This window comes from Streptomyces sp. NPDC002125, assembly GCF_053593715.1.
The window spans coordinates 254,731-280,433 of the sequence record NZ_JBSFDD010000006.1 but is presented as its reverse complement, the minus strand read 5'-3'; the positions used below and the strand labels follow the sequence as shown (position 1 = coordinate 280,433).

General features: G+C 70.4%; 22 protein-coding genes. 8 read left to right on the top strand and 14 right to left on the bottom strand.

Annotated elements, in window-relative coordinates; genetic code table 11:
* Positions 1 to 37 precede the first annotated feature (37 nt).
* Positions 38 to 475: an ATP-binding protein gene (locus ACWCQM_RS13875; RefSeq protein WP_450915504.1), complete on the bottom strand. Its 438-nt coding sequence runs from the start codon at positions 473 to 475 to the stop codon at positions 38 to 40.
* Positions 476 to 639: 164 nt separating this feature from the next.
* Between ACWCQM_RS13875 and ACWCQM_RS13870 the strand changes: the two genes are divergently transcribed.
* Together ACWCQM_RS13870 and ACWCQM_RS13865 are read left to right on the top strand one after the other, a co-directional pair.
* On the top strand, positions 640 to 1,515 hold the full coding sequence (locus ACWCQM_RS13870; protein ID WP_450915503.1) for a helix-turn-helix domain-containing protein: 876 nt from the start codon (positions 640 to 642) through the stop codon (positions 1,513 to 1,515).
* On the top strand, positions 1,512 to 1,721 hold the full coding sequence (locus tag ACWCQM_RS13865) for a DUF397 domain-containing protein (RefSeq protein WP_450915502.1): 210 nt from the start codon (positions 1,512 to 1,514) through the stop codon (positions 1,719 to 1,721). Before ACWCQM_RS13870 ends, ACWCQM_RS13865 begins: the two co-directional genes overlap by 4 nt.
* 24 nt (positions 1,722 to 1,745) lie before the next feature.
* Here the strand turns inward: ACWCQM_RS13865 and ACWCQM_RS13860 are convergent, their stop codons facing one another.
* The 8 genes from ACWCQM_RS13860 to ACWCQM_RS13825 form a co-directional block, all read right to left on the bottom strand.
* Positions 1,746 to 2,084: a hypothetical protein gene (locus ACWCQM_RS13860; protein ID WP_450915501.1), complete on the bottom strand. Its 339-nt coding sequence runs from the start codon at positions 2,082 to 2,084 to the stop codon at positions 1,746 to 1,748.
* A 104-nt stretch (positions 2,085 to 2,188) separates the two neighbouring features.
* Positions 2,189 to 3,088 (bottom strand): RNA polymerase sigma-70 factor, encoded by a 900-nt coding sequence (locus ACWCQM_RS13855; RefSeq protein WP_450915500.1) that lies wholly within the window; start codon positions 3,086 to 3,088, stop codon positions 2,189 to 2,191.
* A gap of 33 nt (positions 3,089 to 3,121) precedes the next feature.
* Complete coding sequence (locus ACWCQM_RS13850) at positions 3,122 to 4,324, bottom strand: NAD(P)/FAD-dependent oxidoreductase (protein WP_450915499.1); 1,203 nt, start codon at positions 4,322 to 4,324, stop codon at positions 3,122 to 3,124.
* A 185-nt stretch (positions 4,325 to 4,509) separates the two neighbouring features.
* The gene (locus ACWCQM_RS13845; protein WP_450915498.1) at positions 4,510 to 5,568 is read right to left on the bottom strand and encodes a LacI family DNA-binding transcriptional regulator; all 1,059 of its coding nucleotides are present in this window, start codon (positions 5,566 to 5,568) and stop codon (positions 4,510 to 4,512) included.
* Entirely contained in the window at positions 5,553 to 7,280 is a 1,728-nt protein-coding gene (locus ACWCQM_RS13840) for a glycoside hydrolase family 13 protein (protein ID WP_450915497.1), read from the bottom strand. Before ACWCQM_RS13840 ends, ACWCQM_RS13845 begins: the two co-directional genes overlap by 16 nt.
* Positions 7,281 to 7,378: 98 nt before the next feature.
* The gene (locus ACWCQM_RS13835) at positions 7,379 to 8,254 is read right to left on the bottom strand and encodes a sugar ABC transporter permease (RefSeq protein WP_267077954.1); all 876 of its coding nucleotides are present in this window, start codon (positions 8,252 to 8,254) and stop codon (positions 7,379 to 7,381) included.
* Positions 8,248 to 9,264 (bottom strand): carbohydrate ABC transporter permease, encoded by a 1,017-nt coding sequence (locus tag ACWCQM_RS13830; protein ID WP_450915496.1) that lies wholly within the window; start codon positions 9,262 to 9,264, stop codon positions 8,248 to 8,250. Before ACWCQM_RS13830 ends, ACWCQM_RS13835 begins: the two co-directional genes overlap by 7 nt.
* A 21-nt stretch (positions 9,265 to 9,285) precedes the next feature.
* The gene (locus tag ACWCQM_RS13825; RefSeq protein WP_450915495.1) at positions 9,286 to 10,557 is read right to left on the bottom strand and encodes an extracellular solute-binding protein; all 1,272 of its coding nucleotides are present in this window, start codon (positions 10,555 to 10,557) and stop codon (positions 9,286 to 9,288) included.
* A 360-nt stretch (positions 10,558 to 10,917) separates the two neighbouring features.
* Between ACWCQM_RS13825 and ACWCQM_RS13820 the strand changes: the two genes are divergently transcribed.
* Together ACWCQM_RS13820 and ACWCQM_RS13815 are read left to right on the top strand one after the other, a co-directional pair.
* Positions 10,918 to 11,961, top strand: coding sequence for a LacI family DNA-binding transcriptional regulator (locus ACWCQM_RS13820; RefSeq protein WP_450915494.1), 1,044 nt, complete (start codon positions 10,918 to 10,920; stop codon positions 11,959 to 11,961).
* A gap of 76 nt (positions 11,962 to 12,037) precedes the next feature.
* The gene (locus ACWCQM_RS13815; RefSeq protein ID WP_450915493.1) at positions 12,038 to 13,036 is read left to right on the top strand and encodes a phosphatase PAP2 family protein; all 999 of its coding nucleotides are present in this window, start codon (positions 12,038 to 12,040) and stop codon (positions 13,034 to 13,036) included.
* A gap of 25 nt (positions 13,037 to 13,061) precedes the next feature.
* Here the strand turns inward: ACWCQM_RS13815 and ACWCQM_RS13810 are convergent, their stop codons facing one another.
* Positions 13,062 to 16,058, bottom strand: a complete 2,997-nt coding sequence (locus ACWCQM_RS13810; protein WP_450915492.1) for a bifunctional [glutamine synthetase] adenylyltransferase/[glutamine synthetase]-adenylyl-L-tyrosine phosphorylase — start codon at positions 16,056 to 16,058, stop codon at positions 13,062 to 13,064.
* Positions 16,059 to 16,206: 148 nt separating this feature from the next.
* Between ACWCQM_RS13810 and ACWCQM_RS13805 the strand changes: the two genes are divergently transcribed.
* Positions 16,207 to 16,731, top strand: a complete 525-nt coding sequence (locus ACWCQM_RS13805) for a pyridoxamine 5'-phosphate oxidase family protein (protein ID WP_450915491.1) — start codon at positions 16,207 to 16,209, stop codon at positions 16,729 to 16,731.
* 219 nt (positions 16,732 to 16,950) lie between these two features.
* Here the strand turns inward: ACWCQM_RS13805 and ACWCQM_RS13800 are convergent, their stop codons facing one another.
* On the bottom strand, positions 16,951 to 17,736 hold the full coding sequence (locus tag ACWCQM_RS13800; protein WP_450915490.1) for a putative protein N(5)-glutamine methyltransferase: 786 nt from the start codon (positions 17,734 to 17,736) through the stop codon (positions 16,951 to 16,953).
* Between the two features lie 243 nt (positions 17,737 to 17,979).
* Positions 17,980 to 19,479, bottom strand: coding sequence for an MDR family MFS transporter (locus ACWCQM_RS13795; protein ID WP_450915571.1), 1,500 nt, complete (start codon positions 19,477 to 19,479; stop codon positions 17,980 to 17,982).
* 147 nt (positions 19,480 to 19,626) lie between these two features.
* Here ACWCQM_RS13795 and ACWCQM_RS13790 point away from each other — a divergent pair, with 147 nt between their 5' ends.
* From ACWCQM_RS13790 to ACWCQM_RS13780, 3 genes are all read left to right on the top strand, one after another.
* Positions 19,627 to 20,217: an acyl-CoA-like ligand-binding transcription factor gene (locus tag ACWCQM_RS13790; protein ID WP_450915489.1), complete on the top strand. Its 591-nt coding sequence runs from the start codon at positions 19,627 to 19,629 to the stop codon at positions 20,215 to 20,217.
* A gap of 143 nt (positions 20,218 to 20,360) precedes the next feature.
* Positions 20,361 to 21,614, top strand: coding sequence for an MFS transporter (locus tag ACWCQM_RS13785; protein WP_450915488.1), 1,254 nt, complete (start codon positions 20,361 to 20,363; stop codon positions 21,612 to 21,614).
* Positions 21,615 to 21,685: 71 nt separating this feature from the next.
* Positions 21,686 to 22,786, top strand: coding sequence for a pentapeptide repeat-containing protein (locus ACWCQM_RS13780; RefSeq protein WP_450915487.1), 1,101 nt, complete (start codon positions 21,686 to 21,688; stop codon positions 22,784 to 22,786).
* A gap of 18 nt (positions 22,787 to 22,804) precedes the next feature.
* On the opposite strand, the gene ACWCQM_RS13775 is transcribed toward ACWCQM_RS13780, so the two are convergent.
* Both ACWCQM_RS13775 and glnA read right to left on the bottom strand, forming a co-directional pair.
* Positions 22,805 to 23,878: a hypothetical protein gene (locus ACWCQM_RS13775; protein ID WP_450915486.1), complete on the bottom strand. Its 1,074-nt coding sequence runs from the start codon at positions 23,876 to 23,878 to the stop codon at positions 22,805 to 22,807.
* A 267-nt stretch (positions 23,879 to 24,145) separates the two neighbouring features.
* Positions 24,146 to 25,507, bottom strand: coding sequence for a type I glutamate--ammonia ligase (gene glnA, locus ACWCQM_RS13770; RefSeq protein WP_014156604.1), 1,362 nt, complete (start codon positions 25,505 to 25,507; stop codon positions 24,146 to 24,148).
* Positions 25,508 to 25,703 lie beyond the last annotated feature (196 nt).

Below are 25,703 nucleotides of genomic sequence, written 5' to 3'. Positions count from 1 at the left end.
CACCGGGTCGCGGCCGTCCGCGACCCGGTGGCGGCGGTCACCGTACGAGGTCGATCTCGGCCCAGACCGTCTTGCGCGGCACCGGTCCCACATCCACTCCCCACCGGTCGGCCAGCGCCCCGACGATCAGCAGACCCCGCCCGGACTCCGCCTCCTGCGCGGGCACATCAACAGCTCCGGGCACGGGCGGGAGCAGCTCGCCCCGGGTGTCGGTCACCTCGATGCGGAGCAGACCGCCTGGATGGACGGCGAGGTCCAGCTTGAAGTCCCGGCCCGGTACACGGCCGTGCAGAGCGGCGTTCGCGGCCAGTTCGGCCACGATGTGCACCGCCGGCTCCGTGGGCAGCCCCCAGTCCCCCAGGTGCGCCGCGGCGAGCAGGCGGGCGAGCCGGGCGCCCCTACGCGTGGGAGAGAGCAGTACGGCGAACTGCCGTACCGGAGCGGAATGTTCGGTTCGGGTGATTTCTAGGGTCACATCACGCAGCGTGGCTGTTCTTGCTTACCGTGAAGAGGAACAATCCGGTTACGTACGGTGATTGTCCGGTCCTTGTCCAGTGCTGTCCCGACTGTCCGGGGTGACTCGCCGGGGACGACAGAGGTTGGTGCGAGAACGGCAGGCGCGTCGGAAGTGGGGCACGGATGAACGTGGATGAGGCTGGGACGACCGGGAACGACGGAGCCGACGAGCCCGGCTGGGAGGTCGATCCCGACGACGAGTCGGGGGCGGCGGTGGTCGCCTCCGTGGGCCGCCAGATCAAGGCATGGCGGGAGGCGGCAGGCATGCGAGCCGGCGAGTTCGGAACCGCCATCGGGTACGGCGAGGACCTGGTCTACAAGGTGGAGGGAGGCAGGCGTATCCCCCGGCCGGAGTTCCTGGACAAGGCGGACAAGGTGCTGGGAGCGGGCGGGAAGCTCGCCATGTTCAAGAAGGAGATGGCCGAGGTCCGTTACCCGAAGAAGGTGCGGGACCTGGCGCGCATGGAGGCCCGTGCGGTGGAGATCAGTGTGTTCTCATGCCACGGCGTGCACGGGCTTCTACAGACGGAGGAGCACGCACGCGTGTTGTTGGAAGCTCGCCAACCCGCCTACTCGCAGGACGAGGTGGAGCGAGGCGTATCAGCACGCATCGGACGTCGTTCCGTCTTCGAGCGGGAGCCGGCACCCACCCTCAGCTTCGTCCAGGAAGAGGCTTCACTCCGACGCCCCATCGGAGGAAGGACGGCATGGCGAGACCAGCTCGAACGACTTCTACAAGTCGGACAGTTGCGCAATGTCTCACTTCAGGTCATGCCCTTGCACTGTGAGACGCATCCCGGCATCGGCAGCGACATCGAGATCCTGAAGTTCGGTGACGGCTCCGCTGTCGGTCGCTCCGGTGGCGCGTTCAACGGCCGCCCGGTGTCCGACCCCAAGCAGCTCAGGATCCTTGAGCTGCGCTATGGGATGATCCGAGCTCAGGCGCTCACGCCACGGGAGTCGCTCGCCTTCATCGAGCACGTGTTGGGAGAGACATGACCGACAAGCCCTCCGTCGAGGACACCCGCGAACCGGTCTGGTTCAAGAGCAGCTACAGCGACAGCAGCAGCGGCAACGACTGCGTCGAGGTCGCAACTGCTCCCGGCGCCGTCCACGTCCGCGACTCCAAGAACACCCCCGGCCCTCACCTCGGCTTCGCCCCCGCCACCTGGACGGCCTTCCTGGCGTACGCCTCCCAACGCTGACCTCTCCATGGCTGTTCGCGGGGGCTACTTCCAGACGATGGCCACGACTGCTGCGGCGGCCGTGGACGATGCCACGGCGAAGAAGGCCCACGGCCGCTCGTTGCGCATGCCGACCAGCGCGGTGACCGCCACCAGGACGTCCAGGGCCAGTTTCACCCCCATCTTCGCGTTGTCCACCGGCAGGTCCTGGGATATCCGGGTCCAGATGAGCCCCGCACCGGTGACCAGTTGGACGACCGCGCTGCTCACCATGTAGCCGCCGGTCACCGGGTCCTTCCCTCTCAGCTGGTGGAAGACGCCGCCCAGGAGTGCGGCGAACCCGAAGAGGTGGAAGACGAGGAACACATAGCGAAGGATCTCCATGCCAAGGATCTCTCTCTGGAGTCGGACGAGTTGATGTTGCTCCGGGCCGGCACGAGGTCCACTGCCGCGCCCCATTCCCACGCCGCAGATCGACTACGGGTGATTCACCGCAGGGTGAGCGGTGTCTCGGACGCGATGCGGGACAGCTTCTGGGGGTTACGGACGACGTAGAGACCGGCGATGCGGCCGTCTTCCACGTGGACCGCGAGGATGCTGTCCAGCTCACCGTCCAGGTGGAGCGCGAGCGCCGGGCTGCCGTTGACCATGGTGGGGCGGAAGGTGATCGGGATCGTGTTCTTGTTGAGGCCGCCGGACAGGAGGCGGGCCACCTTGTCGGCGCCGACGATCGGCCGTAGCGCGGCGTGCTTCACGCCGCCGCCGTCGCCCATGTAGACGACGTCCGGCGCGAGGACGTCGAGCAGTTCCTGAAGGCCCCCGCCCTCCAGTGCCCGTACGAACGACTCCACGGCCGCCCGTGTCTGGCGCTGGGACACCACTGTGCGTGGGCGCCGGGCGTCCACGTGCCGGCGGGCACGGTGCGCGATCTGGCGGACAGCTGCCGGGGTCTTGTCGACCGCCGCCGCGATCTCGTCGTAGCCGACGTCGAAGACCTCGCGCAGCACGAAGACGGCCCGCTCGGTCGGTGACAGCGTCTCCAGGACCAGCATCACCGCCATCGACACGCTTTCGGCGAGTTCGACGTCCTGGGCCACGTCCGGGGTGGTCAGCAGCGGCTCAGGCAGCCAGGGGCCCACGTACGACTCCTTGCGCCGGGACATCGTGCGCAGCCGGTTGAGCGCCTGCCGGGTCGTGATCCGGACCAGGTACGCGCGCTGGTCGCGCACCTGGTCGAGGTCGACCTCGACCCACCGCAGCCAGGTCTCCTGGAGGACGTCCTCGGCGTCGACCGCCGAGCCGAGCATCTCGTAGGCGACGGTGAAGAGCAGATTGCGCTGGGCGACGAAGACCTCCGTCGCACGGTCGACGGCATGATCAGCACTCACGTTTCGATCATCTCCCCCTCGGTCGGCCCGTACCTAGGAAATCCGTTCGATGGCCGGTGCCTCGGCGCGTACGGCCTCCAGCGCCTCGCGGCGTCCGGCGCCCCCCTTCATGCGGTGCAGGCTGTACCTTCCGGGCTTGTGCGCCTCGTCGGCCAAGTGCTTCACGATGCCCTTGCACACGGTCTCCTTCATCTTCGCGCCGAGGCGACCGTCGATGTGGAACCACACCGCGACGTCGGACCTGTTGCCGAACTGGAAGATGCCGGTGCCCCGGCCCAGGCTGATGCACTGGGCTCCGAACGACTGGTTGAGGGTCTCGGGCTGTTCGCCCGCCAGCCGGCTGAGGACCGTGTCCGCGGCCCGTGCGCCCAGCGGCATCGCCGTCTGGCAGCTCATCCGCAGCGGCAGGCCCGACGGCGCCGCCGAGTCCCCGGCCGCGACGATGCGGTCGTCGTCCACGCTCGTCAGCGTCTCGTCCGTGAGCAGGCGGCCCAGGGCATCGGTGCTCAGCGCACTGCGGACGGCCAGGTCCGGCACGCCGAAGCCCACGGTCCAGATGGTCACCGCGCTGGGCAGCTCCCGGCCGTCGGCGAGCCGCACCGCGTCAGGCGTCACCGCCGTCACTTCCGTGTCTGCACCCTCCACGACCGTCACCCCGAGCGCCGCCAGCCGCCCGGCCACCGACCGCCGCCCCCGCCGGTGCAGGTACGGGCCGAGCACCCCACCGCAGACCAGGGTCACGACACGGCCCTGTTCCGCCAGTTCGGCGGCGGTCTCGATGCCAGTCGGACCGGCTCCGACGACCGTCACCGGGACCGGTGCGGGCGCGGCATCGAGGACCGGCAGCAGCCGCTGCGCCTCCTCCAGGCCGGCGATCGGGTAGGCGAACTCGGCCGCACCGGGCACCTGCGGGTCGGCGCTGCCGCTGCCCACCGCGTAGACCAGGTAGTCGTAGCCGACCGCACCACCGCTCGCCAGTTCCACTGCGCGCCCGGCCGCGTCGATCCGCGTCACGCCGTCGACCACCAGCCGCACCCCCTGCGCCAGCACGTCCTGGTAGTCGACGACAGCGGTGTCGGTCCCGCCCACCATCTGGTGCAGGCGGACCCGGTGGACGAAGACGGGGCGCGGGTTGACCAGCGTCACGGTGACGTCGTCGCGCTGCGTCAGGCGATTGGCCGCCATGACGCCGGCGTACCCGCCGCCCACCACGACCACGTCGGTGTTCTTCACCATGAAGATGTCTCCCTCGTTGCGAGCTGTTCGAGCTGTTCAAGCTCAAGACACCACCTGCACCGACCCTGTGACAGCCTGTGACCCAGTTCACTCGGACCGTCTCCCCCGCACCTCCGGAAGGAACGCGGGTACGCGAAAGGCCGGGTCCCCCCTCCGGACCCGGCCTCACCCGTTCATGCGCACCCTCAGGCGGCGCGTACCGCAGCGGTCGAGCCCCGTACCACCAGCTCCGGCTGGAACACGTACTCCGTGCGCTGCACGGGGCTGCCCCCTATCTCCTCCAGCAGGGCGCCCACCGCCGCTGCGGCCATCGCCTGCACCGGCTGGCGCACGGTGGTCAGCGGCGGGTCGGTGAAGGCGATCAGCTGCGAGTCGTCGAAGCCGACGACGGAGACGTCGCGCGGGACGTCGTACCCTCTGCCCCGTGCCGCCCTGACGACGCCGAGCGCCATCAGGTCGCTGCCGCAGACGATGCCGGTGCAGCCCGCGTCGAGCAGTGCGCCCGCCGCGACCTGGCCGCCCTCGACGCTGAACAGCGTGGAGCAGACGAGCAGTTCGGCCTCATCCCGGTCCATGTCCAGCAGCGAGACCGCCGCGTCGACGAAGCCGTCGCGCTTCCGCCGGGAGGGCACATAGCGCTGCGGCCCGATCGCCAGACCGATCCGCCGGTGGCCGAGCTCCGCGAGGTGGCTGACGGCCATGCGTACGGCGGCCTGGTCGTCGGGCGAGACGAACGGGGCGCTGATGCGCTCGTTGTAGCCGTTGATCAGGACGAACGGCACGCCGCGCTCGGTGAGCGCGGCGTAGCGCGCCGGGTCCGCCGAGGTGTCGGCGTGCAGCCCGGACAGGAAGACGATCCCGCCGACGCCACGCTCGACGAGCTGTTCGACCAGCTCGTCCTCGGTGGCGCCGCCGGGCAGTTGGGTGCAGAGCACGGGCGTGTAGCCGTGCCCCGCGAGCACCTGCTCCACGGACTGCGCGAACGCCGGGAAGATCGGGTTGGTGAGTTCGGGCGTCACCAGTCCGATCAGTCCGGCGCTGCGCTGCCGCAGCCGTACGGGGCGTTCGTAGCCGAGGATGTCGAGCGCCGCGAGCACCCGCTGACGCGTGGTGTCCGCGACGCCCGGCTTGCCGTTGAGCACCCGGCTGACGGTGGCCTCGCTGACCGCGGCCTGACCGGCGATGTCGGAGAGCCGCAGCGCCGGTCCGGTCCTGGGTGCGGGGACGGTCACACCGTCCACCACACCGTGGTGTCGGCGGGCAGCTCGACGGTGTCGCCGTCGACGGTCACCGGGGCGCTGGCGAGCAGCAGGGTGCCCGGAACGTCGACGCGTACCGGTGCGCCCGTCGTGTTGACGGTGCAGACGAAGCCGTCGCGGCCCAGGGCGAGCACGCCCTCGGGGGCGTCCAGCCACCGCACGTCCGTGCCGGCGCCGAGCCCCGGGTGTGCGCGCCGGGCCGCGATCGCGGCGCGGTACAGCTCCAGCGTGGAGCCCTCCACGCCGGCCTGCGCCTCGACGGAGAGTGCGCCCCAGCTGTCGGGCTGCGGCAGCCAGCTGCCGCCGTCGCCGAAGCCGTACGAGCTGCCCTCGCGGGTCCACGGGATCGGCACCCGGCAGCCGTCGCGGAAGCCGTCCTGGCCCTCGGCGCGGAAGTACGACGGGTCCTGGCGGGCCTCGTCGGGCAGGTCGGTGACGTCCGGGAGGCCGAGCTCCTCGCCCTGGTAGACGTAGGCGGAGCCGGGCAGCGCCAGCATCAGCAGGGTCGCCGCGCGTGCCCGCCGCAGACCCAGCTCGGGGTCGCCGGGGGTACGGATCTGGGTGCCCAGGCCCGGCGGGTTGGCGAAGCGGGTGGTGTGGCGGGTGACGTCGTGGTTGGAGAGCACCCAGGTGGTGGGGGCGCCCACCGGACGCATCGCGTCGAGCGAGGTGTCGATGACGGTGCGCAGCGCGGCGGCGTCCCAGGCGGTCGACAGGTACTGGAAGTTGAAGGCCTGGTGCATCTCGTCGGGGCGCACGTAGTTGGCGGTGCGCTCGACGGTGGGGGTCCACGCCTCGGCGACGAGAATCCGCCCGCCCGTCGCCCACCGCCGCCCTTCTGACGAAGGCCCTTCGGGCCCCTTGTTCTCGGGGTACTCGTCGAGGATGGTGCGCCAGCTGCGGTAGATCTCGTGCACGCCGTCCTGGTCGAAGAACGGCATGACATCGTTGCCCAGGAGCTTGAGCTGTTCGTGCGAGCCGAGGTCGGGCAGACCCTCCGCCTTGACGAGGCCGTGGGCCACGTCGACGCGGAAGCCGTCGACGCCCATGTCGAGCCAGAAGCGCAGGATCGAGCGGAACTCGTCGGCGACGGCCGGGTGCTCCCAGTTGAAGTCGGGCTGCTCGGGCGCGAAGAGGTGCAGGTACCACTCGCCGGGGGTGCCGTCCGGGTCGGTGCTGCGGGTCCAGGCGGGCCCGCCGAAGATGGACTCCCAGTCGTTGGGCGGGAGTTCGCCGTCGGTGCCCTTGCCGGGGCGGAAGTGGTAGCGCTCGCGCAGGGCGGAGCCGGGGCCCTCGGCGAGGGCGCGCTTGAACCACTCGTGCTGGTCGGACGAGTGGTTGGGCACCAGGTCGACGATGATGCGCAGACCCAGCCCGTGGGCCTCACGGATCAGCCCGTCGGCGTCGAGGAGCGTGCCGAACATCGGGTCGATGGCCCGGTAGTCGGCGACGTCGTACCCCGCGTCGGCCTGCGGCGAGGCGTAGAAGGGGCTGAGCCAGACGGCGTCGACACCGAGGTCCCGGAGATAGGGGAGCCGCGCGGTGACGCCCGCGAGGTCGCCCATGCCGTCGCCGTTGCCGTCGGCGAAGCTCCGTGGATAGACCTGGTAGATCACCGCGTCCTGCCACCAGCCGGTGCGGTGGCCCGGGGCGTCGTCGGACGTGCCGGTGGAGGGGGCAGCGAGGTGCTGGGTCATGTCGTCCCTGGGGTGTCTGGGTGGGGAGCGGCGCCGGGACCTGGTCGGGGATCCGGCGCCGCCGTGACGTTTGCGTACGGTCGTGCGGGACTGGTGCGTCAGCCCTTGACGGCTCCGGCGGACATGCCGGTGACCAGGTGCTTCTGCGCGAAGAGGAAGACCAGTGCGGCCGGGATGGCGATGAGCACGGACGCCGCGGTCATCGGGCCCCACTGGGCCCCGTACTGGTTGACGAACTTCTGCAGTCCGCCGGCGAGGGTGAGGTTCTCGTCGCCGACCATGAAGGCGGAGGCGTACGCCACTTCGCCCCAGGCGGTGATGAAGGAGTAGAAGGCGGTGACGGCGAGGCCGGGCTTGGCGAGCGGCAGGATGAGCCGCCAGAAGGTGCCGAACGGGGTGAGTCCGTCGACCTGTCCCGACTCGTCGATCTCCTGCGGGATCGTGTCGAAGAAGCCCTTCATCATCCAGGCGCAGAACGGCACCGAGATGGTGAGGTAGGTGATGACGAGGCCGGCCGGCTGGTTGAGCAGGCCGATGCTCGACATGATGTTGTAGATCGGCACGATGAGGACGGCGACCGGGAACATCTGGGTGATCAGCAGCGTCCACATCAGTCCGCGCTTGCCGGGGAAGCGGAAGCGGCTGACGGCGTAGCCGGTGGTCGCGGAGACGAAGACACCGATAACGGTGGAGAGCCCCGCGATGACCACGGAGTTGCCGAACCAGGTCAGGAACTCGGTGTCCTTGATCAGGTTCGTGTAGTTCTCGAACGTCGTCTCTTTGAAGAAGTCCGTCGTCGTCGCGAACTTGGCGGGCTTCAGCGAGGTCAGCAGGACCCAGAGCACCGGGAAGACCGCGATCACCGAGGCGACGATCAGGGTGAGGTGCAGGGCCACGGACGCGGCCGGCGAGCGGTCGCCGCGGAGCCGGGGCTTGGGGGCGCCGTGCCGGGCGGTGGTTGCGGTGGTCACCAGTTGTCTCCCTGCGTGCGGAGCACTCGCCGGTAGACCACGGCGAAGAGCATCAGGAGTACGAGGATCAGCACGCCCCACGTGGAGGACTGCGCGAAGTCGCGCGGGCTGATCTCGAAGGAGAATTTGTACGCCTGGGTGACCAGGATCTGGGTGGCCTCACCGGGTCCGCCGCGGGTCAGCAGGAAGATCACCGGGAACATGTTGAAGGTCCAGATGGTGGAGAGCAGGATCACCGTGGTGGACACCGGGCGCAGTCCGGGGAGCGTGATGTGGCGGAAGCGCTGCCAGGCGGTGGCGCCGTCCATCTCCGCGGCCTCGTACTGCTCCGAGGGGATCGACTGGAGTCCGCCGAGCAGGGCGACCATCATGAACGGGATGCCGAGCCAGACGTTGACGGCGATGACGGAGAACTTGGCCCAGGTGGGGTCGTTGAGCCAGGGTATGCCGTCGATTCCGGCGCCGCCGAGGATCTTGTTGAGCAGCCCGCGGTCCTCGTTGTAGAGGAAGCGCCAGGCGAAGACCGAGACGAAGCCGGGGATGGCCCAGGGAAGGATGAGGGCCATGCGGTAGATGGAGCGTCCGGCGATGCGCCGGTTGAGGATGTTGGCGAGAGCCATGCCCAGGCAGAACGTGATGCCCACGCAGGCGACCGTCCACACCAGTGTCCAGCCGAGCGTGCCGAGGAACTGACTGCCGGTCAGCGCGTCGACGTAGTTGTCCACGCCCACGAACTCGTAGGTGGCGGGGAGTTCGTTGACGCCGATGGACCGTGCGACGTTGCGCTCGTTGGCGTCGGTCATCGACAGCCAGATACCGCGGACCAGCGGGTAGCCGATGATCACGCCGATCACGATCACGACCGGGGCGACCATGGTCCAGGCGTACCAGTGGACCGAGAGGGCGCGCCGGAGCTTGCTCGGTGGTGGGGGGTTACCAGTACCGCGGCTCCGGCCGCGGGCGACGTCGTCGCCCGCGGCCTTCGCCACCGACTGGCTGGTGTGGACAGCCATCAGCCGGCCTGCCTTCCTGAGTTACTTCCAGCCCTTGAGGAGCTTGCGGTAGGAGTCGCCGGTCGCCTTGGCGGCCTTCTCCGGAGTGGTCTGGCCGGTGAGGACCTTGGTGTACTCGATGTTCAGCGGGGCGAAGAGGCTGCCGGTCTCGGGAATCCAGGGACGCTCGACGGCGGTCTCGACGACCGGCTTGAAGAACTGGACGATCTCGCTGTCCACGGCCTGGGCCTTGGAGTAGGCCGAGGTGCGGGTCGGCAGCAGGTTCAGGTCACCGGCGGTCTGGGCCTGGGCCTCGACCGAGGTCATGTACTCGACGAACGCGTAGGAGGCGTCGAGGTTCTTGGAGCCCGCGTAGACACCGAGGTTGTGGCCGCCCTGCGGGGCGCCCTGCGCGGCGGAGCCGGCCGGCACCGTGGAGATGCCGAGGTTCGCCTTGTCGGTGAACTCCTTGCCGGTGAGGGTGTCGGCCACGGCCCAGGGACCGTTGATCATCATGGCGACGTCGCCGTTCTTGAACGACTGCATCATGTTCTCCCAGCCGTCCGTGGCGTCGGTCTTCGCCGTACCGGAGTCGACGAGGTCCTTCACGACGTTGAACGCCTTGACGCCCTCGGCGCCGTCCACGGTGACGGTCTTGGACTCCGCGTCGACCAGGTCACCGCCCTCGCCGTAGAGGAAGGAGAGGAAGTAGTACGAGTCGTCGCCGCGCAGGTAGAGACCGGTCTTGCCGGTCTTGTCCTTGATCTTCTTGGCGACGGTCTTCAGGTCGGCGATCGTCGCGGGCGGCTCGACGCCGGCGTCGGCGAACATCTTCTTGTTGTAGAAGATGCCCATGGAGTCGATCACCTGCGGGACGGCGTACGTCTTGCCCTTGTACTTGGTCGACGCGGCGGCCTGGTCCAGGAAGTCGTCCTGGTCCTTGAGGGCCGCGGTGCCGTCCAGCGGGGCGAGGTAGCCGAGGTCCGCGAACTCGGGGGTCCAGGCCACCTCGGAGCGGATGACGTCGGGGGCTCCCGCACCGGCCTGCGCCGCGTTCTTGAACTTGTTCTGCGCCTCACCGAAGGGCACGTTGACGTACTTGACGTCGACCTTCGGGTGCTCCTTCTCGAAGCCCTCGGCAAGCTTCTTGAAGACCTTGTCCTCGGTGCCGACGCTGGAGGTGTCCCACCAGGTCACCGTGCCGGAGAGCTCGCCCGAGCTCTTGCTGCCGCCGGTCTCGTCATCGCTGCCGCAGGCGGTCGCCGCGAGCGCCAGGGCCGCGACCAGGGCGGTGGCCGTTATGCCACGTCGCATCTGAACTCCTTCAACTGCCGTACCGCTCCGTCGCGGCGCCGGGTCGACGTGAACGTAACAAGGATGAAAGACGACCGAAAGACTTTGCGGAAGATTTCTGCAAGCACCGCCGATCGTTACATTGGCGTGTCCTCAAGGTTGCCGTCAAGACTCTTGACGGAACCCTCTTCTCCCTGCCAATGCCAGGCCAGGACCCTTTCCGGGCCGGTCGGGCGCCCTGCCGGGCCCCTGCGAACGGCACCCGCAAGGGCTTGCAAGATGTTGCCGCGTACGAGGTGAGGGGCGGCCTCGGCGGGAGCGGGGTGCCCGGATTTCGCGCATGGTGGGCAATCCGACACGCGCCCGGTACAGTCCATTGCCATGACCGCACGGCTTGCCGATATCGCAACTCAGGCGGGGGTCAGCGAAGCTACGGTCAGCCGCGTACTGAACGGCAAGCCCGGTGTCGCTGCGGCCACCCGTGAATCCGTCCTCGCGGCGCTCGACGTCCTCGGCTACGAGCGTCCCGTGCGGCTGCGCAGGCGCAGCGCCGGCCTCGTCGGCCTGATCACGCCCGAGCTGGAGAACCCGATCTTCCCGGCGCTGGCCCAGGTCATCGGCCAGGCGCTGACCAGGCAGGGCTACACACCGGTGCTGGCGACGCAGACGCCGGGCGGCTCCACCGAGGACGAGCTCACGGAGATGCTCGTCGACCGGGGGGTCTCGGGCATCATCTTCGTCTCGGGCCTGCACGCCGACACCTCCGCCGACATGCAGCGCTACGAGCAACTGAGGGCCCAGGGCGTTCCCTTCGTCCTGGTCAACGGCTTCTCCCCCAAGGTGCAGGCGCCGTTCATCTCCCCCGACGACCGGGCGGCGATGCGGCTCGCGGTGACGCACCTGGTGGCGCTGGGGCACCAGCGCATCGGGCTGGCGGTCGGCCCCAAGCGCTTCGTGCCGGTGCTCCGCAAGATCGAGGGCTTCCACGCCACGATGCAGGAGCAGCTCGGTCTCACCGCGGACGCCGTGGAGGAACTGATCCAGCACTCCCTGTACACACTGGAGGGCGGCCAGGCGGCTGCCTCGGCGCTGATGGAGCGCGGCTGTACGGCGGTGGTGTGCGCGAGCGACATGATGGCGCTCGGCGCGATCAGGGCGGCCCGGCGGCTGTCGATGGAGGTGCCGAGGGACCTCTCGGTGGTGGGGTACGACGACTCGCCCCTCATAGCCTTCACCGATCCGCCGCTGACCACAATCAGGCAGCCGGTGACGGCGATGGGCCAGGCCGCCGTGCGCACGCTGCTGGAGGAGATCGGAGGCACGCCCGCTCCGCACAGCGAGTTCGTGTTCATGCCCGAACTGGTCGTACGTGGTTCAACCGCATCGGGTCCTGGCCCCTCCTCCGGAACAAGGACGCCTCGGTAACGTGCCCGATGTGCGACCGGAACCCGACCGGAGGATCATCGGGCGGAGGGGGACGTATCTGGCAGACTCTGCGCCTATGGGTGAATCGCACGTGACCACAGAGGAAGACCGCACGGCGGCCATCCCGTCACCCGTCGCGGATACGGCGACGGTGTCCGGTTCCACCCGGGTCGTCCCCCCGAAGCGGAGCCCCCTGCGAGGACTGCGCGCGCTGCGCGTCCCCCGCCGGCCGCGCCTCTGGTTCGAAATCCTGCTCATCGCGGTCAGTTACTGGCTCTACTCGCTGGTGCGCAACGCGGTTCCCGAGCAGAAGGCCGCGGCACTGCGCAACGCCGACTGGATCTGGTCCCTCGAACACACGCTGGGGCTGGCCTTCGAGGAGGCGGTCAACCATGCGGTCAATTCGGTGACATGGCTGATCGTGTCGATGAACTACTACTACGCGACGCTGCACTTCGTCGTCACCATCGCCGTGCTCGTCTGGCTGTTCCGCCGCCATCCCGGCCGTTACGCCGCCACCCGTCTGATCCTCTTCGCCACCACGGCGGTGGCGCTGCTCGGTTACTACCTCTTCCCGCTGGCCCCGCCCCGGCTGATGAACGGCGGCGCCTTCATCGACACGGTGATGGTGCACCAGACGTGGGGTTCGATGGCCTCGGGCAACTTCAAGCACATGTCCAACCAGTACGCGGCGATGCCGTCCATGCACATCGGCTGGTCCCTGTGGTGCGGTCTGACCGTGTGCGCCCTGGCCAGTGCCCCTTGGGCGCGCATCCTGGGCCTGCTCTACCCCGTGGCGACGCTGGTCGTGATCGTCGCGACGGCGAACCACTTCTGGCTTGACGCGGTGGGCGGCATGGTGTGCCTGTCCTTCGGCATCGCGCTCTCGTACGCCTGGTACGGGTCGCTGCCGCACCGCCTGCCCAAGCGGGTGCCGTCCCTGGACGGGGCCCGCGCCCGGCTGCGCCTGCGCCGGCCGCGTAAGGGGGCACCCGCGCCCGCGGGGGCTTCCGCGCGGGTGTCCGAGCCCAGGGCCCAGACCCCGCAGGCCCGGGCGGCGGCCGAGGAGTCCTGAGGCACGGCGCCCCGGACCGCGTCCCTCAGCCGGCCGCCCCGTAGAACCGCTCCTCCACCACCGCGCGGGCCCGCCGGGTGATCCGCCGGTAGTCGTCCAGCATGTCCCCCACGTGCCCGGGCTCGTAGCCGAGGTAGCGCCCCACGGCCGCCTGCTCGCGCGGGTTCGAGGGGAACGTGTCGCCGGGCCGCCCCCGCACCAGCATCACCGCGTTGCGCACCCGCGAGGCCAGCACCCACGCCTCGTCCAGCGTCTGGGCCTCCTCGGCGGGTATCAGCCCCGCCGCGCAGGCCGCCGCCAGCGCCTCACGCGTGCGCGGGGTCCGCAGCCCGGGTTCGGACCAGCCGTGCTGCATCTGCATCAGCTGGACCGTCCACTCGACGTCGCTCAGCCCGCCGCGTCCCAGCTTGGTGTGGAGCGTCGGATCGGCGCCGCGCGGCATGCGTTCCGACTCCATCCGCGCCTTGAGTCGCCGGATCTCCCGCACCGCGTCGTCCCCCAGCCCCTCCACGGGGTACCGCAGCGGGTCGATCAGCTCGGTGAAGGCGCGTCCGAGCTCCTCGTCCCCGGCCATCGGATCGGCGCGCAGCAGGGCCTGGCTCTCCCAGACCAGCGACCAGCGCCGGTAGTAGGCCGCGTACGACTTCAGGGTCCTGACCAGCGGCCCGGTCTTGCCCTCGGGCCGCAGGTCGACGTCGATGAGCAGCGGCGGGTCCGCGGTCGGCAGCTCCAGCAGCCTGCGCATCTCCGTGACGACGGTGTTGGCGGCCCGGGCCGCCTCCTCGTCGCTGACCCCCTCGCGGGGCTCGTGCACGAACAGGACGTCCGCGTCGGAACCGTATCCCAGCTCGTGCCCGCCGAAGCGGCCCATGCCGATGACGGCGAACCTCGTCGGCAGGGTGTCGCCCCACCTCTCGCGTACGGCGGCGCGCAGGGCGCCGGAGAGCGTGGCGGCGTTCAGATCGGTGACGGCGGAGCCTACCCGGTCGACGAGCGCGCCGGGGTCCGTCTCCGCCGGGCTGTCCTCGGTGCCGTACGAGCCGATGATGTCGGCCGCGGTCGTACGGAACAGCTCCCGGCGCCGCACCCCGCGCGCCACCGCGACGGCGGTCTCGGCGCCCGGGGCCCGGCCGACCGCCGCCAGCACCTCCTGCTCCAGGTGCTCCCGGCCGCGCGGCTTCAGCCCTTCGGGGTCGCCGAGGATGGCGACGGCCTCGGGGGCGCGCATCAGCAGGTCGGGGGCGAGCCGCCCGGCGGACAGGACCCGGGCGAGGTTCTCGGCCGCGGCCCCCTCGTCGCGCAGGAGCCGCAGATACCACGGGGTTTTGCCGAGGGCGTCCGAGACCTGCCGGAAGCCGAGGAGCCCCGCGTCGGGGTCGGCGGAGTCCGCGAACCAGCCGAGCAGCACCGGCAGCAGGGTGCGCTGGATGGCGGCCTTGCGGGAGACGCCCGAGGACAGTGCCTCCAGGTGCCGCAGCGCGGCGGCGGGGTCGGCGTAGCCGAGGGCCTCCAGCCGGACGCCCGCGGCCTTGGCGCTGAGCCTGCTCTCGCCGGGCGCGAGCTGGGCGACGGCGTCCAGGAGCGGCCGGTAGAACAGCTTCTCGTGCAGCCGCCGCACCACGGAGGCGTGCCGCCGCCAGGCCCGGTTGAGCTCGGCGACCGGGTCCGTACGCATCCCGAGGGAGCGCCCGAGCCTCCTGAGGTCGGCCTCGTCCTCGGGGACCAGATGGGTGCGGCGCAGGCGGTAGAGCTGGATGCGGTGCTCCATGGACCGCAGGAAGCGGTAGGCCTCGTCCAGCTGCGCGGCGTCCGCCCTCCCGACGTAACCGCCGTCGGCGAGCGCCCGCAGGGCCTCCAGCGTGGAGCCGGAGTGCAGGCTGCTGTCGCTGCGGCCGTGGACGAGCTGGAGCAGCTGTACGGCGAACTCGACGTCCCGGAGCCCGCCGGGGCCGAGCTTGAGCTCCCGGTCGACGCGGTCGACGGGGATGTTGTCGACGACGCGGCGGCGCATCTTCTGCACGTCGCCGACGAAGTTCTCCCGCTCGGCGGCCTGCCACACCAGGGGCGACACGGCGTCGACGTACTCCGCGCCGAGCTCGGGGTCGCCCGCGACCGGTGTGGCTTTGAGCAGCGCCTGGAACTCCCAGGTCTTCGCCCAGCGCTGGTAGTAGGCGAGGTGCGAGGACAGGGTCCGCACCAGGGGGCCGTTGCGGCCCTCGGGGCGGAGGTTGGCGTCCACGGGCCAGATGGTGCCCTCGACGGTGGTGTCGGAGCAGATCCGCATCAGATGGGCGGCGAGCCGGGTCGCGGCCTGGAGGGCGCCGCTCTCCTCCGCGCCGTCGAGGGGCTCGCCCACGAAGATCACGTCCACGTCGGACACGTAGTTCAGCTCGTGTCCGCCGCACTTGCCCATGGCGATGACAGCGAGCCGGCACTGCGCGGCGTCGGAGGGGGCCGCGGCGCGGGCGATGGCGAGCGCGGCCCGCAGGGTGGCCGTGGCGAGGTCGGCGAGCTCCGCGGCGACCTGGGCGACATCGGTCGTCCCGCACACGTCGCGGGCCGCTATGGACAGCAGGGACCTGCGGTAGGCGACCCGCAGCGAGTCCGGGTCGACGGCGTCGCTGAGCATGTGCTCGAACTCGGGCACCCCGGGGTGCAGATCGGTGGCCTCGTAGGTGACCAGCACGTGCCAGTCGCGCGGGTGCCTGGCCAGATGGTCCCCGAGCGCCTCGGACGCGCCGAGCGCCCCCAGGAGCCGGTCCCGGAGCGGCTTGGCCGTGACGAGGGTGTCCAGCAGGACACGCCGCTCCTCCGGCTCCTCGGCCTCGACGAGCCGTACGAGGCTGTGCAGGGCCAGATCCGGGTCGGCTGTGGCCCCGAGGGCGTCGAACAGCACGGGATCGGCCCGTACGGAGGAGAGCTCGGGCAGGTCCAGCAGCCGTTCGGCGGCAGAGGGATCGGTGAAACCGTGCCGCAGCAGTCGGGTGAACGTACTGCTCCTGCGTCCCGGCACCGTTTTCATCCCGTGTCTCCTGCCCGCCGATCACACATATCCGCCCTTCGAGCCTAGCCCGCGCCGATGAATTCGGAGCGGGCGCGGAGTCCCCACCTTGCAGGCACGATCGTCGAAAAGGCCACGCACACCGCTATTCCGCCCCTGGAGGCCCGTCATGCCGGAGAAGAACACCGCCGCTCCCGAGACCGCGCTGGACCCGCACTACAGCGGGGAGGACGCCGCCGCCCGCCCCTGGGCGGAGGCGGTCGCGCTGCTGGAGGCCGCGGAGGTGTACTGGCTCTCCACGGTCCGCCCCGACGGCCGCCCGCACGTGACCCCGCTGATCGCCCTCTGGTCGGACGGCGCGCTGCACTTCTGCACGGGGCCCTCGGAGCGCAAGGCGCGCAATCTGGAGGAGAACCCGGAGGTCGTCCTGACCACCGGCGCCAACACGCTGAACGAGGGCCTGGACGTGGTGGTCGAGGGCCCGGCGGCCCGGGTGACGGACGAGAAACGGCTGATCGGGCTGGCCGAGGCCTGGGAGGCGAAGTACGGCGCGGACTGGCACTTCGGCGTCACGGACGGCATGTTCTCCAACGGCGCCGGCGGCCGTGCGCTGGTCTTCTCGGTGACCCCTCGCACGGCCTTCGGCTTCGCGAAGGGCGAGCCCTACGGCCAGACCCGCTGGCGCTTCGCCTGAGGTTCCGGGGGGGCGCCGGCACCGGGGCTGGCGCGAGTCGCCGGGCCCGGGTTGCGGCCAGGGGCCCGGCGTAGGTCGACGGCCCGGGTTGCGGCCACGACCGGGGGGTCCTCGGGCCCGGGTTGCGGCCAGAGCCCCGGCGTGCGTCGGCCAGGGCGCGGCCACGACCCCGGCGTGAGTCACCGTCCCAGATCGCGGCCACGACCCCGGCGTGGTTTCTCAGGCCCGGGTGCCGATCACGACGGTGGCGTACAGCTCCTCGGAGACGACGACGCGGGGGGTCAGTCCGCTGCCGCCCACCGTCTCCTCGGCGCGCGCCGCCTGCCGTTCGCTCGTCTCGACCAGCAGGCTGCCGCCCGGGGCCAGCCAGTCGGTCGCCTCCGCGACCACGCGGCGCATGACGTCGAGCCCGTCGCCCCCTCCGTCGAGCGCCACGCGCGGCTCGTGGACGCGCGCCTCGGCGGGCAGCAGCTCGACGTCATCGGTCGGTACGTACGGCACGTTGGCGAGCAGGATGTCCACGCGTCCGCGCAGCGAGCCGGGCAGCGGTGCGAAGAGATCGCCCTCGTAGACGGTTCCGAGGCCGCCCACATTGCGCCGGGCGCAGCGCACGGCGGCGGGTTCGACGTCCGCAGCGTGCAGTTCGACGTCCGCGAGCGACGAGGCCAGTGCCGTGCCCAGCGCCCCGGAGCCGCAGCAGAGGTCGACCACGACCGGCGCGCCCGGGGCGAGGGCCGCTGCCTGGCGTACGAGGAACTCCGTACGCCGCCGTGGCACGAAGACGCCCGGGTCCACCGCGATGCGCAGCCCGCAGAACTCGGCCCAGCCGAGCACGTGTTCAAGCGGCAGCCCGGCGGCGCGGCGCTCGGCCATGACGGCGAGTTCGGCGGGGTCGGCCGCCGCGGAGAGGAGGAGCTCCGCCTCGTCCTCGGCGAAGACACAGCCGGCGGCACGGAGCACGCTGACGAGGGAGGAGAAGGTGAGCGGTGGGGCGAATTCCTGCATGGTGCGGAGCCTTTCGGGATGAACCGATGGGCGCTCCGCGATCGCTCAGGCCTGGTCGGCCGTACGACGGCGAGGGGTGAGCGCCCAGCCTGCTGAAGCGGTAATGGGTCTCACCTCCTGGGTCGGTCCCGGTCTCGGGACGCGTCACACTACCGGACTCGGGCCGTGCGGACACGACTCCGCCCCCGCCACGTCCGTGGCGGGGGCGGAGTCGTGTTCCCGGCGCTCAGCCGGACCTGTGGCTCACAGGTCCACGCTGTCGCGCAGCTTCGTCGGCGTCAGGAAGAGCGACGCGACGACACCGATCACCGCGATCCCGGCGGAGATCAGGAAGATGTGTCCGGTCGCGTCGCCGTAGGCCGCGCGCACCACTTCCTGGATCTGCGGCGGCATGGCGGCCACGTTGAGCGTGGAGCCGCCCGATGCGGAGGCGGCGGGGTCGATGCCCAGCTTCGCCAGCCCTTCGGCGATCTTCACGGCGACCTGGTTGGCGAGCACGGCGCCCAGCACGGAGACACCGATGGTGCCGCCGAGCGACCGGAAGAAGGTGATCGCCCCGCTGGCCGCGCCGAGTTCGGAGAGCGGCACGGTGTTCTGGAGGACGAGCACGAGGTTCTGCATCGACATGCCGACGCCGATGCCGACCGCGAGCATCCCCAGCGACACGATGACCAGCGAGGTCTCGTGGTCGATGGTGGACAGTCCGAGGAAGCCGAGGGCCAGCACGACGACGCCGGTGACGATGTACGGCTTGACCTTGCCCGTCCTGGAGACGAGCCGTCCCGCGACGGTGGACGAGACGAGCACGCCGAGCATCAGCGGGATGGTGAGCAGCCCGGCCTCGGTGGGCGAGTTGCCCCGGCCGATCTGGAAGTACTGACCGAGGAAGACCGCGCCGCCGAACATCGCCATGCCCACGGCGAGGCTCGCGATGATGGCGAGGGCGGGGTCCCGACGGCGTACGACGTGGAGCGGTACGACGGGCTCCTTGACCCGCGCCTCCACCATGACCGCCGCGCCCAGGATCACGACGCTGCCGCCGACCATGGCGAGCGTCTGCCAGGAGACCCAGGCGAAGTTGTTGTCGACGAAGGTGACCCAGAGCAGCAGCAGGCTGACGCCCGCGGCGATGAGGGTGGCGCCGAGGTAGTCCACCTTCGTCTCCCCGCGGCGGACCTCGGGGAGGTGCAGGGTGCGGGTCAGGAGCACGAAGGCGACGAGGGTGATCGGTACGGCGATGAAGAAGCACCAGCGCCAGCCGAGCCAGGAGGTGTCGGTGATGAACCCGCCGAGCAGCGGCCCTCCGACGGTGGCGACGGCCATGACCCCGCCGAGGTAACCGTTGTACCGGCCGCGCTCCTTGGGGCTGATCATCGCGGCGATGATCACCTGGACGAGCACCTGGAGCGCGCCCATGCCCAGGCCCTGGATGACGCGGAAGCCGATCAGCTGTCCGGTGGACTGGGCGAATCCGCAGGCGATCGACGAGATGACGAAGAGGCCGATGGCTATCTGGAGCAGCAGCTTCTTGCTGAACAGGTCGGCGAGCTTGCCCCAGATGGGCGTCGAGGCCGTGGAGGCCAGCAGCGTCGCGGTGACCACCCAGGTGTACTGCGACTGCGTGCCGTTGAGCGAGCCGATGATCTGCGGGAGGGCGACCGAGACGACCGTACTGCTGATCATCGCCACGAACAGCACGATGAGCAGTCCGCTCAGCGCCCGCAGTACATGACGGTGATCCATCGGCGCGACGCCGGTCGGCGCTGCCGTAACTGCGCTCACGCGCAACCTCCGGAATTTTTCGAGAGCCAGGGAGAGCCTTCATCATACATGCACATTGAGCAATTTTGCTCAATGTGCAAGTTTGCCTCGGCCGTAGATAATGGCCCCATGGAGAGCCCTGTGGGACTGCGGGAACGCAAGAAGGCCGCCACCAGGCAGGCCGTGCACGAAGCGACGATGCGACTGACGGTCGAGCACGGCTTCGATCATGTGACGGTCGAGGCGGTCGCCGACGCGGCCGGGATCTCCCGCAGAACGTTCTCCAACTACTTCACGAACAAGGAGGACGCCCTCCTCTACGGCGAGGAGCAGATGATCGGCTCGCTCGTCCGGAACGTACGGAACCGCCCGGCGGAGGAACCGGCCTGGACGGCACTCAGGGCCGCGGTGGCCGAGTTCTCGGCGGACGCCGCACCGCCCGAGCGGGAGTGGGCGGTCCGCACGAGGCTGGCCCTGCGCCACCCCTCGCTCCTGGCCCGCCAGCTCGCCAACCACGCGGCCCTGGAACGGGATCTGGCCGACGCCGTGGCGCTGCGCGAGGCCCCAGCGAGCGGCCCGGTGCGCCCGGTGGTCCTGGCCGCCGCGTTCCTCTCCTCGGTGCGGACCGCGATGCGCACCTGGATCGAGGAGGACCTGACGCGAGGGCCGGGCGAGGTCATCGACGAGATCCTCGACGAGATGGAGCGGGCCTTCGGCTGAGGGCCTGCCCCCGGCGCGGTGACGGACGGCGGATACGCCCCGCACGGAAGCCGTTCCGCTCCCCCACCCAGGAGTGTACGTTCGTACATACACACCCGGGGCGAGCTCCGCCCTCCCGCGTACTCGTGAAAGACACGTGCCTGATGGACCTGGCCACCCGCCGCCGCAGAACGGCGTTGTTCCTCTTCTTCCTCGTGCCCGGCTTGTCGATATCCTCCTGGGTCACGCGGACGCCGGACATCAGGGACCAACTGGGCGCCTCCACCGCACAGATGGGCTTGGTCCTGTTCGGCCTGTCCGTCGGCTCCATGCTCGGCATCCTCACCTCCGGGGCGCTGGTGGCACGGTTCGGGACCAGGCCGGTCATGGGCGCGGGCACGGTGACCGTCATCCTCGGCCTGGCGGTCATCGGCACCGGAGCCATGCTCTCCTCCGCCCCGGCCGTCACGGCCGGGCTGTTCCTCTTCGGAGCCGGCATGGGAGGCTCGGAGGTCGCGGTCAACATCGACGGCGCCGAGGTCGAGCAGCTCACCGGCCGGACGGTGCTGCCCACCCTGCACGGCTTCTTCAGCCTCGGCACCGTCGTGGGAGCCGGCCTCGGCATCCTGTGCACCGCCGTCGAGTTCCCCGTGCAGTGGCACCTGGGCGCCATGGCCGTCGTCACCGCCGGCATGTTCCTGTACGCCTTCCGCGCCATCCCCTCCGGGGTCGGCAGGACCAGGGGCGCCCGGCCGGCCGACGGCGGCGCGGCGCCGGCGCGGGCGGCGGTCTGGAAGGACCGGCGTCTGCTGCTGATCGGCGGCATCATCCTCGCCATGGCACTGGCCGAGGGCGCCGCCAACGACTGGCTGCCCCTGCTCATGGTCGACGGCCACGGCGTGGACCCGGCCCTGGGGTCGGCGGTCTACGCGGGCTTCGCCGCCGCCATGACCATCGGCCGCTTCGGCGGCGGCTTCTTCATCGACCGCTTCGGCCGCGCCCCCGTCGTCCGGGCCAGCGCGCTGTCCGCGGCCCTCGGGCTCGCGCTCGTCATCTTCGCCGACTCCCCCGTACTCGCCGGTGCCGCCGTGCTCTTCTGGGGCCTGGGGGCCTCGCTCGGCTTCCCCGTCGCCCTCTCCGCGGCCGGCGACTCAGGCCCCGACTCGGCGGCCCGCGTCAGCCTGGTGGCGATGATCGGCTACATCGCCTTCCTCGTCGGGCCCCCCGGCCTCGGCTTCCTGGGCGACCACTACGGCCTGCGCTCCGCCATGATCGTCGTGCTGGCCTTCGTGGCCGTCGCGGTCTTCCTCGCCCCGGCGATCGGCGGCTCCCGCACCACGCGCCCCGAGGTCCACCCCACGCGGGCATCCGAGCCCGACGCGGCACCGGACGTCCCGCAGACCGCCAAGGGCGAGTGAGCACGCCCGTTCGTGTGCCCGGGCGGTGTGGCACCGTCGCCGTTCCCGCTTCGTGACGTGGCATGGGGAAGGTGACGGAGAAGCTTGGCATCGGACGGCTGCGCCGGATCGCGCGCCGGCGTTCCGGGGAGGAGCCTCGCCGGCCCCGGAACGAGCGCCGGCCCCGGTCGGACGGGACCGGGCCCGGGAAGTCCCGCAGCCGGGCGGAATGGCTGGGACTGGTGGCGGTCAGCCTGCCGGGACTGGCGGCGCTGGCCGCACTGCTGTTCACCTGGATGCAGGTGGGACAGGCGAACAAGGAACTGCGGATCAGCGAGCAGGGGCAGATCACCAACCGGTTCAACGCGGCCATCACCAATCTGGGATCGGACTCCCTGGACGTGCGCCTCGGGGGGATCTACGCCCTGGAGCGCATCATGCAGGACTCCCCCCGCGACCGCGCCACGATCATCTCCGTCCTGACCGCCTATGTGCGCCGGCACGCGCCGCTTCCGGAGGAGGGCTCCGAGAAGCAGCGGTCCGCTACTCCCGATGCCACGCCCGCGACGGACATCGAAGCGGTGATGCACGTCCTCGCCGAACGGCCGCCGGCCGGCGACGACGTGCTCGTACTCGATCTGAGCCGCACGGATCTGCGCGGGCTGACGCCGGGTACGGGCAGAAGCGAGTTCGCGGACGCCGATTTCCGGGAATCGGACCTGAGCCGCGCCGATCTGAGCCACGCGAACCTGGCCGGCGCGGATCTGGACGGCGCGGCCCTGCGTGGCACGGACCTGTCCGACGCGTCCCTGCTCGCGGCGGGCCTGGCGAAGGCGGTCCTGTCCGACGCCCTTCTGACCGCCGCGAACCTGACCTCGGCGGACCTCGAATCCGCGCGTCTGGACGGTGCGGACCTGAGCGGCACCTACCTGAACAGCACGGTCCTGGAGAAGGCGGTCCTCCAGGACGCGAATCTGACCGGCGCCTACCTGAAGAGCGCGGACCTGGAGGACGCGGACCTGTCCGGTGCCCGCCTGAACTCCGCGGAGCTGACCTTGGCGGATCTGACGGGCGCCGATCTGACCGGGGCGGACCTGACCGGAGCGGATCTCACGGGTGCGATCCTGACCGACGCCCGTCTCGATGGCGCGAAGCTGAAAGGGGTCCGCGGGCTGCCGCCGTCGCAGCGCTGAGTGGGCCGCTGAGGACGTTCAGTCCTCGGGCACGTAACGCGCGCAGGTCGTGAACGGGTCCCGGAGCACGCATTCCATGAGCTCGTGCCACTCCGAGTTCTCCTGGCGGGCACCCGCGGCGACGGGCGCGGCGCAGGAGCGGTCGGAAAGACCCCAGAGAGAACCGTCCGCCCAGCCGACCTGTCGGGTCCGGTCCTCTATCGCGTCGGAGCAGCTCGCCGACGGCTTGTAGCGCTTGATCTCCTTCACCAGCTCCAGATAGAGGGCGTTCCTGAGCGCTTCGGTCCGCTCCTCCAGCTTCTTCTTCGCCTCTTCCCGCTCCTCCGGCGACGCCTCGGGGTCCTCGTACACCTTCAGCGCGTCGCAGGTCTCCTCCACGATCTGCTGGATCCGCTTCCTGTCCTTCGGATCCGTCGGTGTCGTACGCGGATCGGCGAGCCCTGACGTCGCCTGAGAGACGTCTGCGAGAGGCTCCGACGGCACCAGGGTCTGTGGCGCGCTCGACGACCGGGAGACCGACAACGACGAGGCAGAGGTGGAGATCTTCCCCGCGATCCTCGTGTTCGTGGCCCGGTCATCGGGCGTCGCGCGGGGATCCTCGACCATCTTCAGCGCCGCGGTGATCCCCGCCACGATGCTCACGTACGCGGCCCGGTCCTCGGGCGTCGTACGCGGGTCGTCGATGAGGGACAGCATCTTCGTCACCGCCTTCTCGACGTCCTCCTTGACCTCCTCCGGCGCCTTCGCCACCCGGGCCTGGGCCTCCTGCTTCAGCTCCTCGGGCTTCTGCGACTCCGCCGTGTCGGGCGCGTCCGACGACGGCGGGGTGTCCGGGGGCTGCGACGTGTCCTCGGGCGGCGGTGTGTCCTCAGGCGGGGGCGTGTTTTCGGGCGGCGGTGTGTCCTGAGGTGGGGGCGTGTCCTCGGGCTCCGGGGTCGGCGGTGGCGGCGGCGACGTGCCGTGCGGTGCGGTCACGGGCTGAGCGGGGGCAGGGGCCGCCGTCGCGGTGCCGAGGACCGGCACCGCGATCACCACGGCCAGGCACGATGCGCAGGCCGTGCGGGAGAAGTGACGTCGGGACGTTCCGGCCATGTCAGCTCCAGGTGCACTCGCGACGTGCAGCTCTGCCCTTGTGGGCCCGCCCGGCCCTTGCGACGCCCCACGGTGACCGGAGATCCATAGCTCAACGGCGCACAGGCGTTACCACCCACTCTGACCCCGTCGCCGCGTCCCGCAACTCGGGTCCGCGCCCCCTTCGCGGCGCGCGGGCACCACCGTTCGCACGGTGCCCGGAGAACGGCCCCGGGCCGGCGGTACGGACACCACCGGCCCGGGGCCGTCTGCGTACGGAGGGCGCGGCTACAGCACCGGCAGCAGGTTCTTCAGCTCGAAGGCCGTGACCTCGCTGCGGTACTCCTCCCACTCCTGCTTCTTGTTGCGCAGGAAGAAGTCGAAGACGTGCTCGCCCAGGGTCTCGGCGACCAGTTCGCTCTTCTCCATCAGCGAGATCGCCTCGCCCAGGTTCTGCGGGAGCGGCTCGATGCCCATCGCACGGCGCTCCGAGTCGGAGAGCGCCCAGACGTCGTCGTCGGCGCCGGCCGGGAGTTCGTAGCCCTCCTCGATGCCCTTGAGGCCCGCGGCGAGCAGGACCGCGTACGTCAGGTACGGGTTGGCGCCGGAGTCGATGGAGCGGACCTCGACGCGCGCCGAGCCCGTCTTGCCGGGCTTGTACATCGGGACGCGGATCAGCGCGGAGCGGTTGTTGTGGCCCCAGCAGATGTACGAGGGGGCCTCGCCGCCGGCGCCCGCGGAGCGGCTGGAGCCGCCCCAGATGCGCTTGTACGAGTTGACCCACTGGTTCGTCACGGCGGAGATCTCCGCGGCGTGCTTCAGCAGGCCCGCGATGAAGGACCGGCCGACCTTCGACAGCTGGTACTCGGCGCCCGACTCGTAGAAGGCGTTGCGGTCGCCCTCGAAGAGGGAGAGGTGGGTGTGCATGCCCGAGCCCGGGTACTCCGAGAACGGCTTCGGCATGAAGGTGGCCTGCACGCCCTGCTCCAGCGCGACCTGCTTCATGACCAGGCGGAAGGTCATGATGTTGTCGGCGGTGGAGAGCGCGTCCGCGTAACGGAGGTCGATCTCCTGCTGGCCGGGTGCGCCCTCGTGGTGGCTGAACTCGACCGAGATGCCCATCGATTCGAGCATGGTGATCGCCTGGCGGCGGAAGTCCATGCCGACGTTCTGCGGGGTGTGGTCGAAGTAGCCGGAGCTGTCGGCCGGGGTGGGGCGGGAGCCGTCGACCGGCTTGTTCTTCAGCAGGAAGAACTCGATCTCCGGGTGGGTGTAGAAGGTGAAGCCCAGGTCCGAGGTCTTCGCCAGGATGCGCTTGAGGACGAAGCGGGGGTCCGCGAAGGAGGGCGAACCGTCCGGCATCAGGATGTCGCAGAACATCCGCGCCGTTCCGGGGGCCTCCGCGCGCCAGGGGAGGATCTGGAACGTGCCGGGGTCCGGCTTGGCGATCATGTCCGATTCGTATACACGGGCGAAGCCCTCGATCGCGGAGCCATCGAAGCCGATGCCCTCGTCAAAGGCCTGTTCGAGCTCGGCCGGGGCCACGGCGACGGACTTGAGGTAACCGAGAACATCGGTGAACCACAGCCGTACGAAGCGGATGTCGCGCTCCTCAAGGGTCCTGAGGACGAATTCCTGCTGCTTGTCCATAGCCACATCCTTGCAGTTCAGACGGTCCGTGCACCACCGCCCGGGGTAGGGGAGACACCTCAGTATCACGACCCGGGATTTCACCCAGATTACGCACACGGTGTGAGAGAGAGCACGCGGCCACCCACTACGATCGGCGCCCATGGTGTGCAAGGGCTACGAGGGCTCCTCCGCGGCCCCGCGCGCCCAGGCTTTT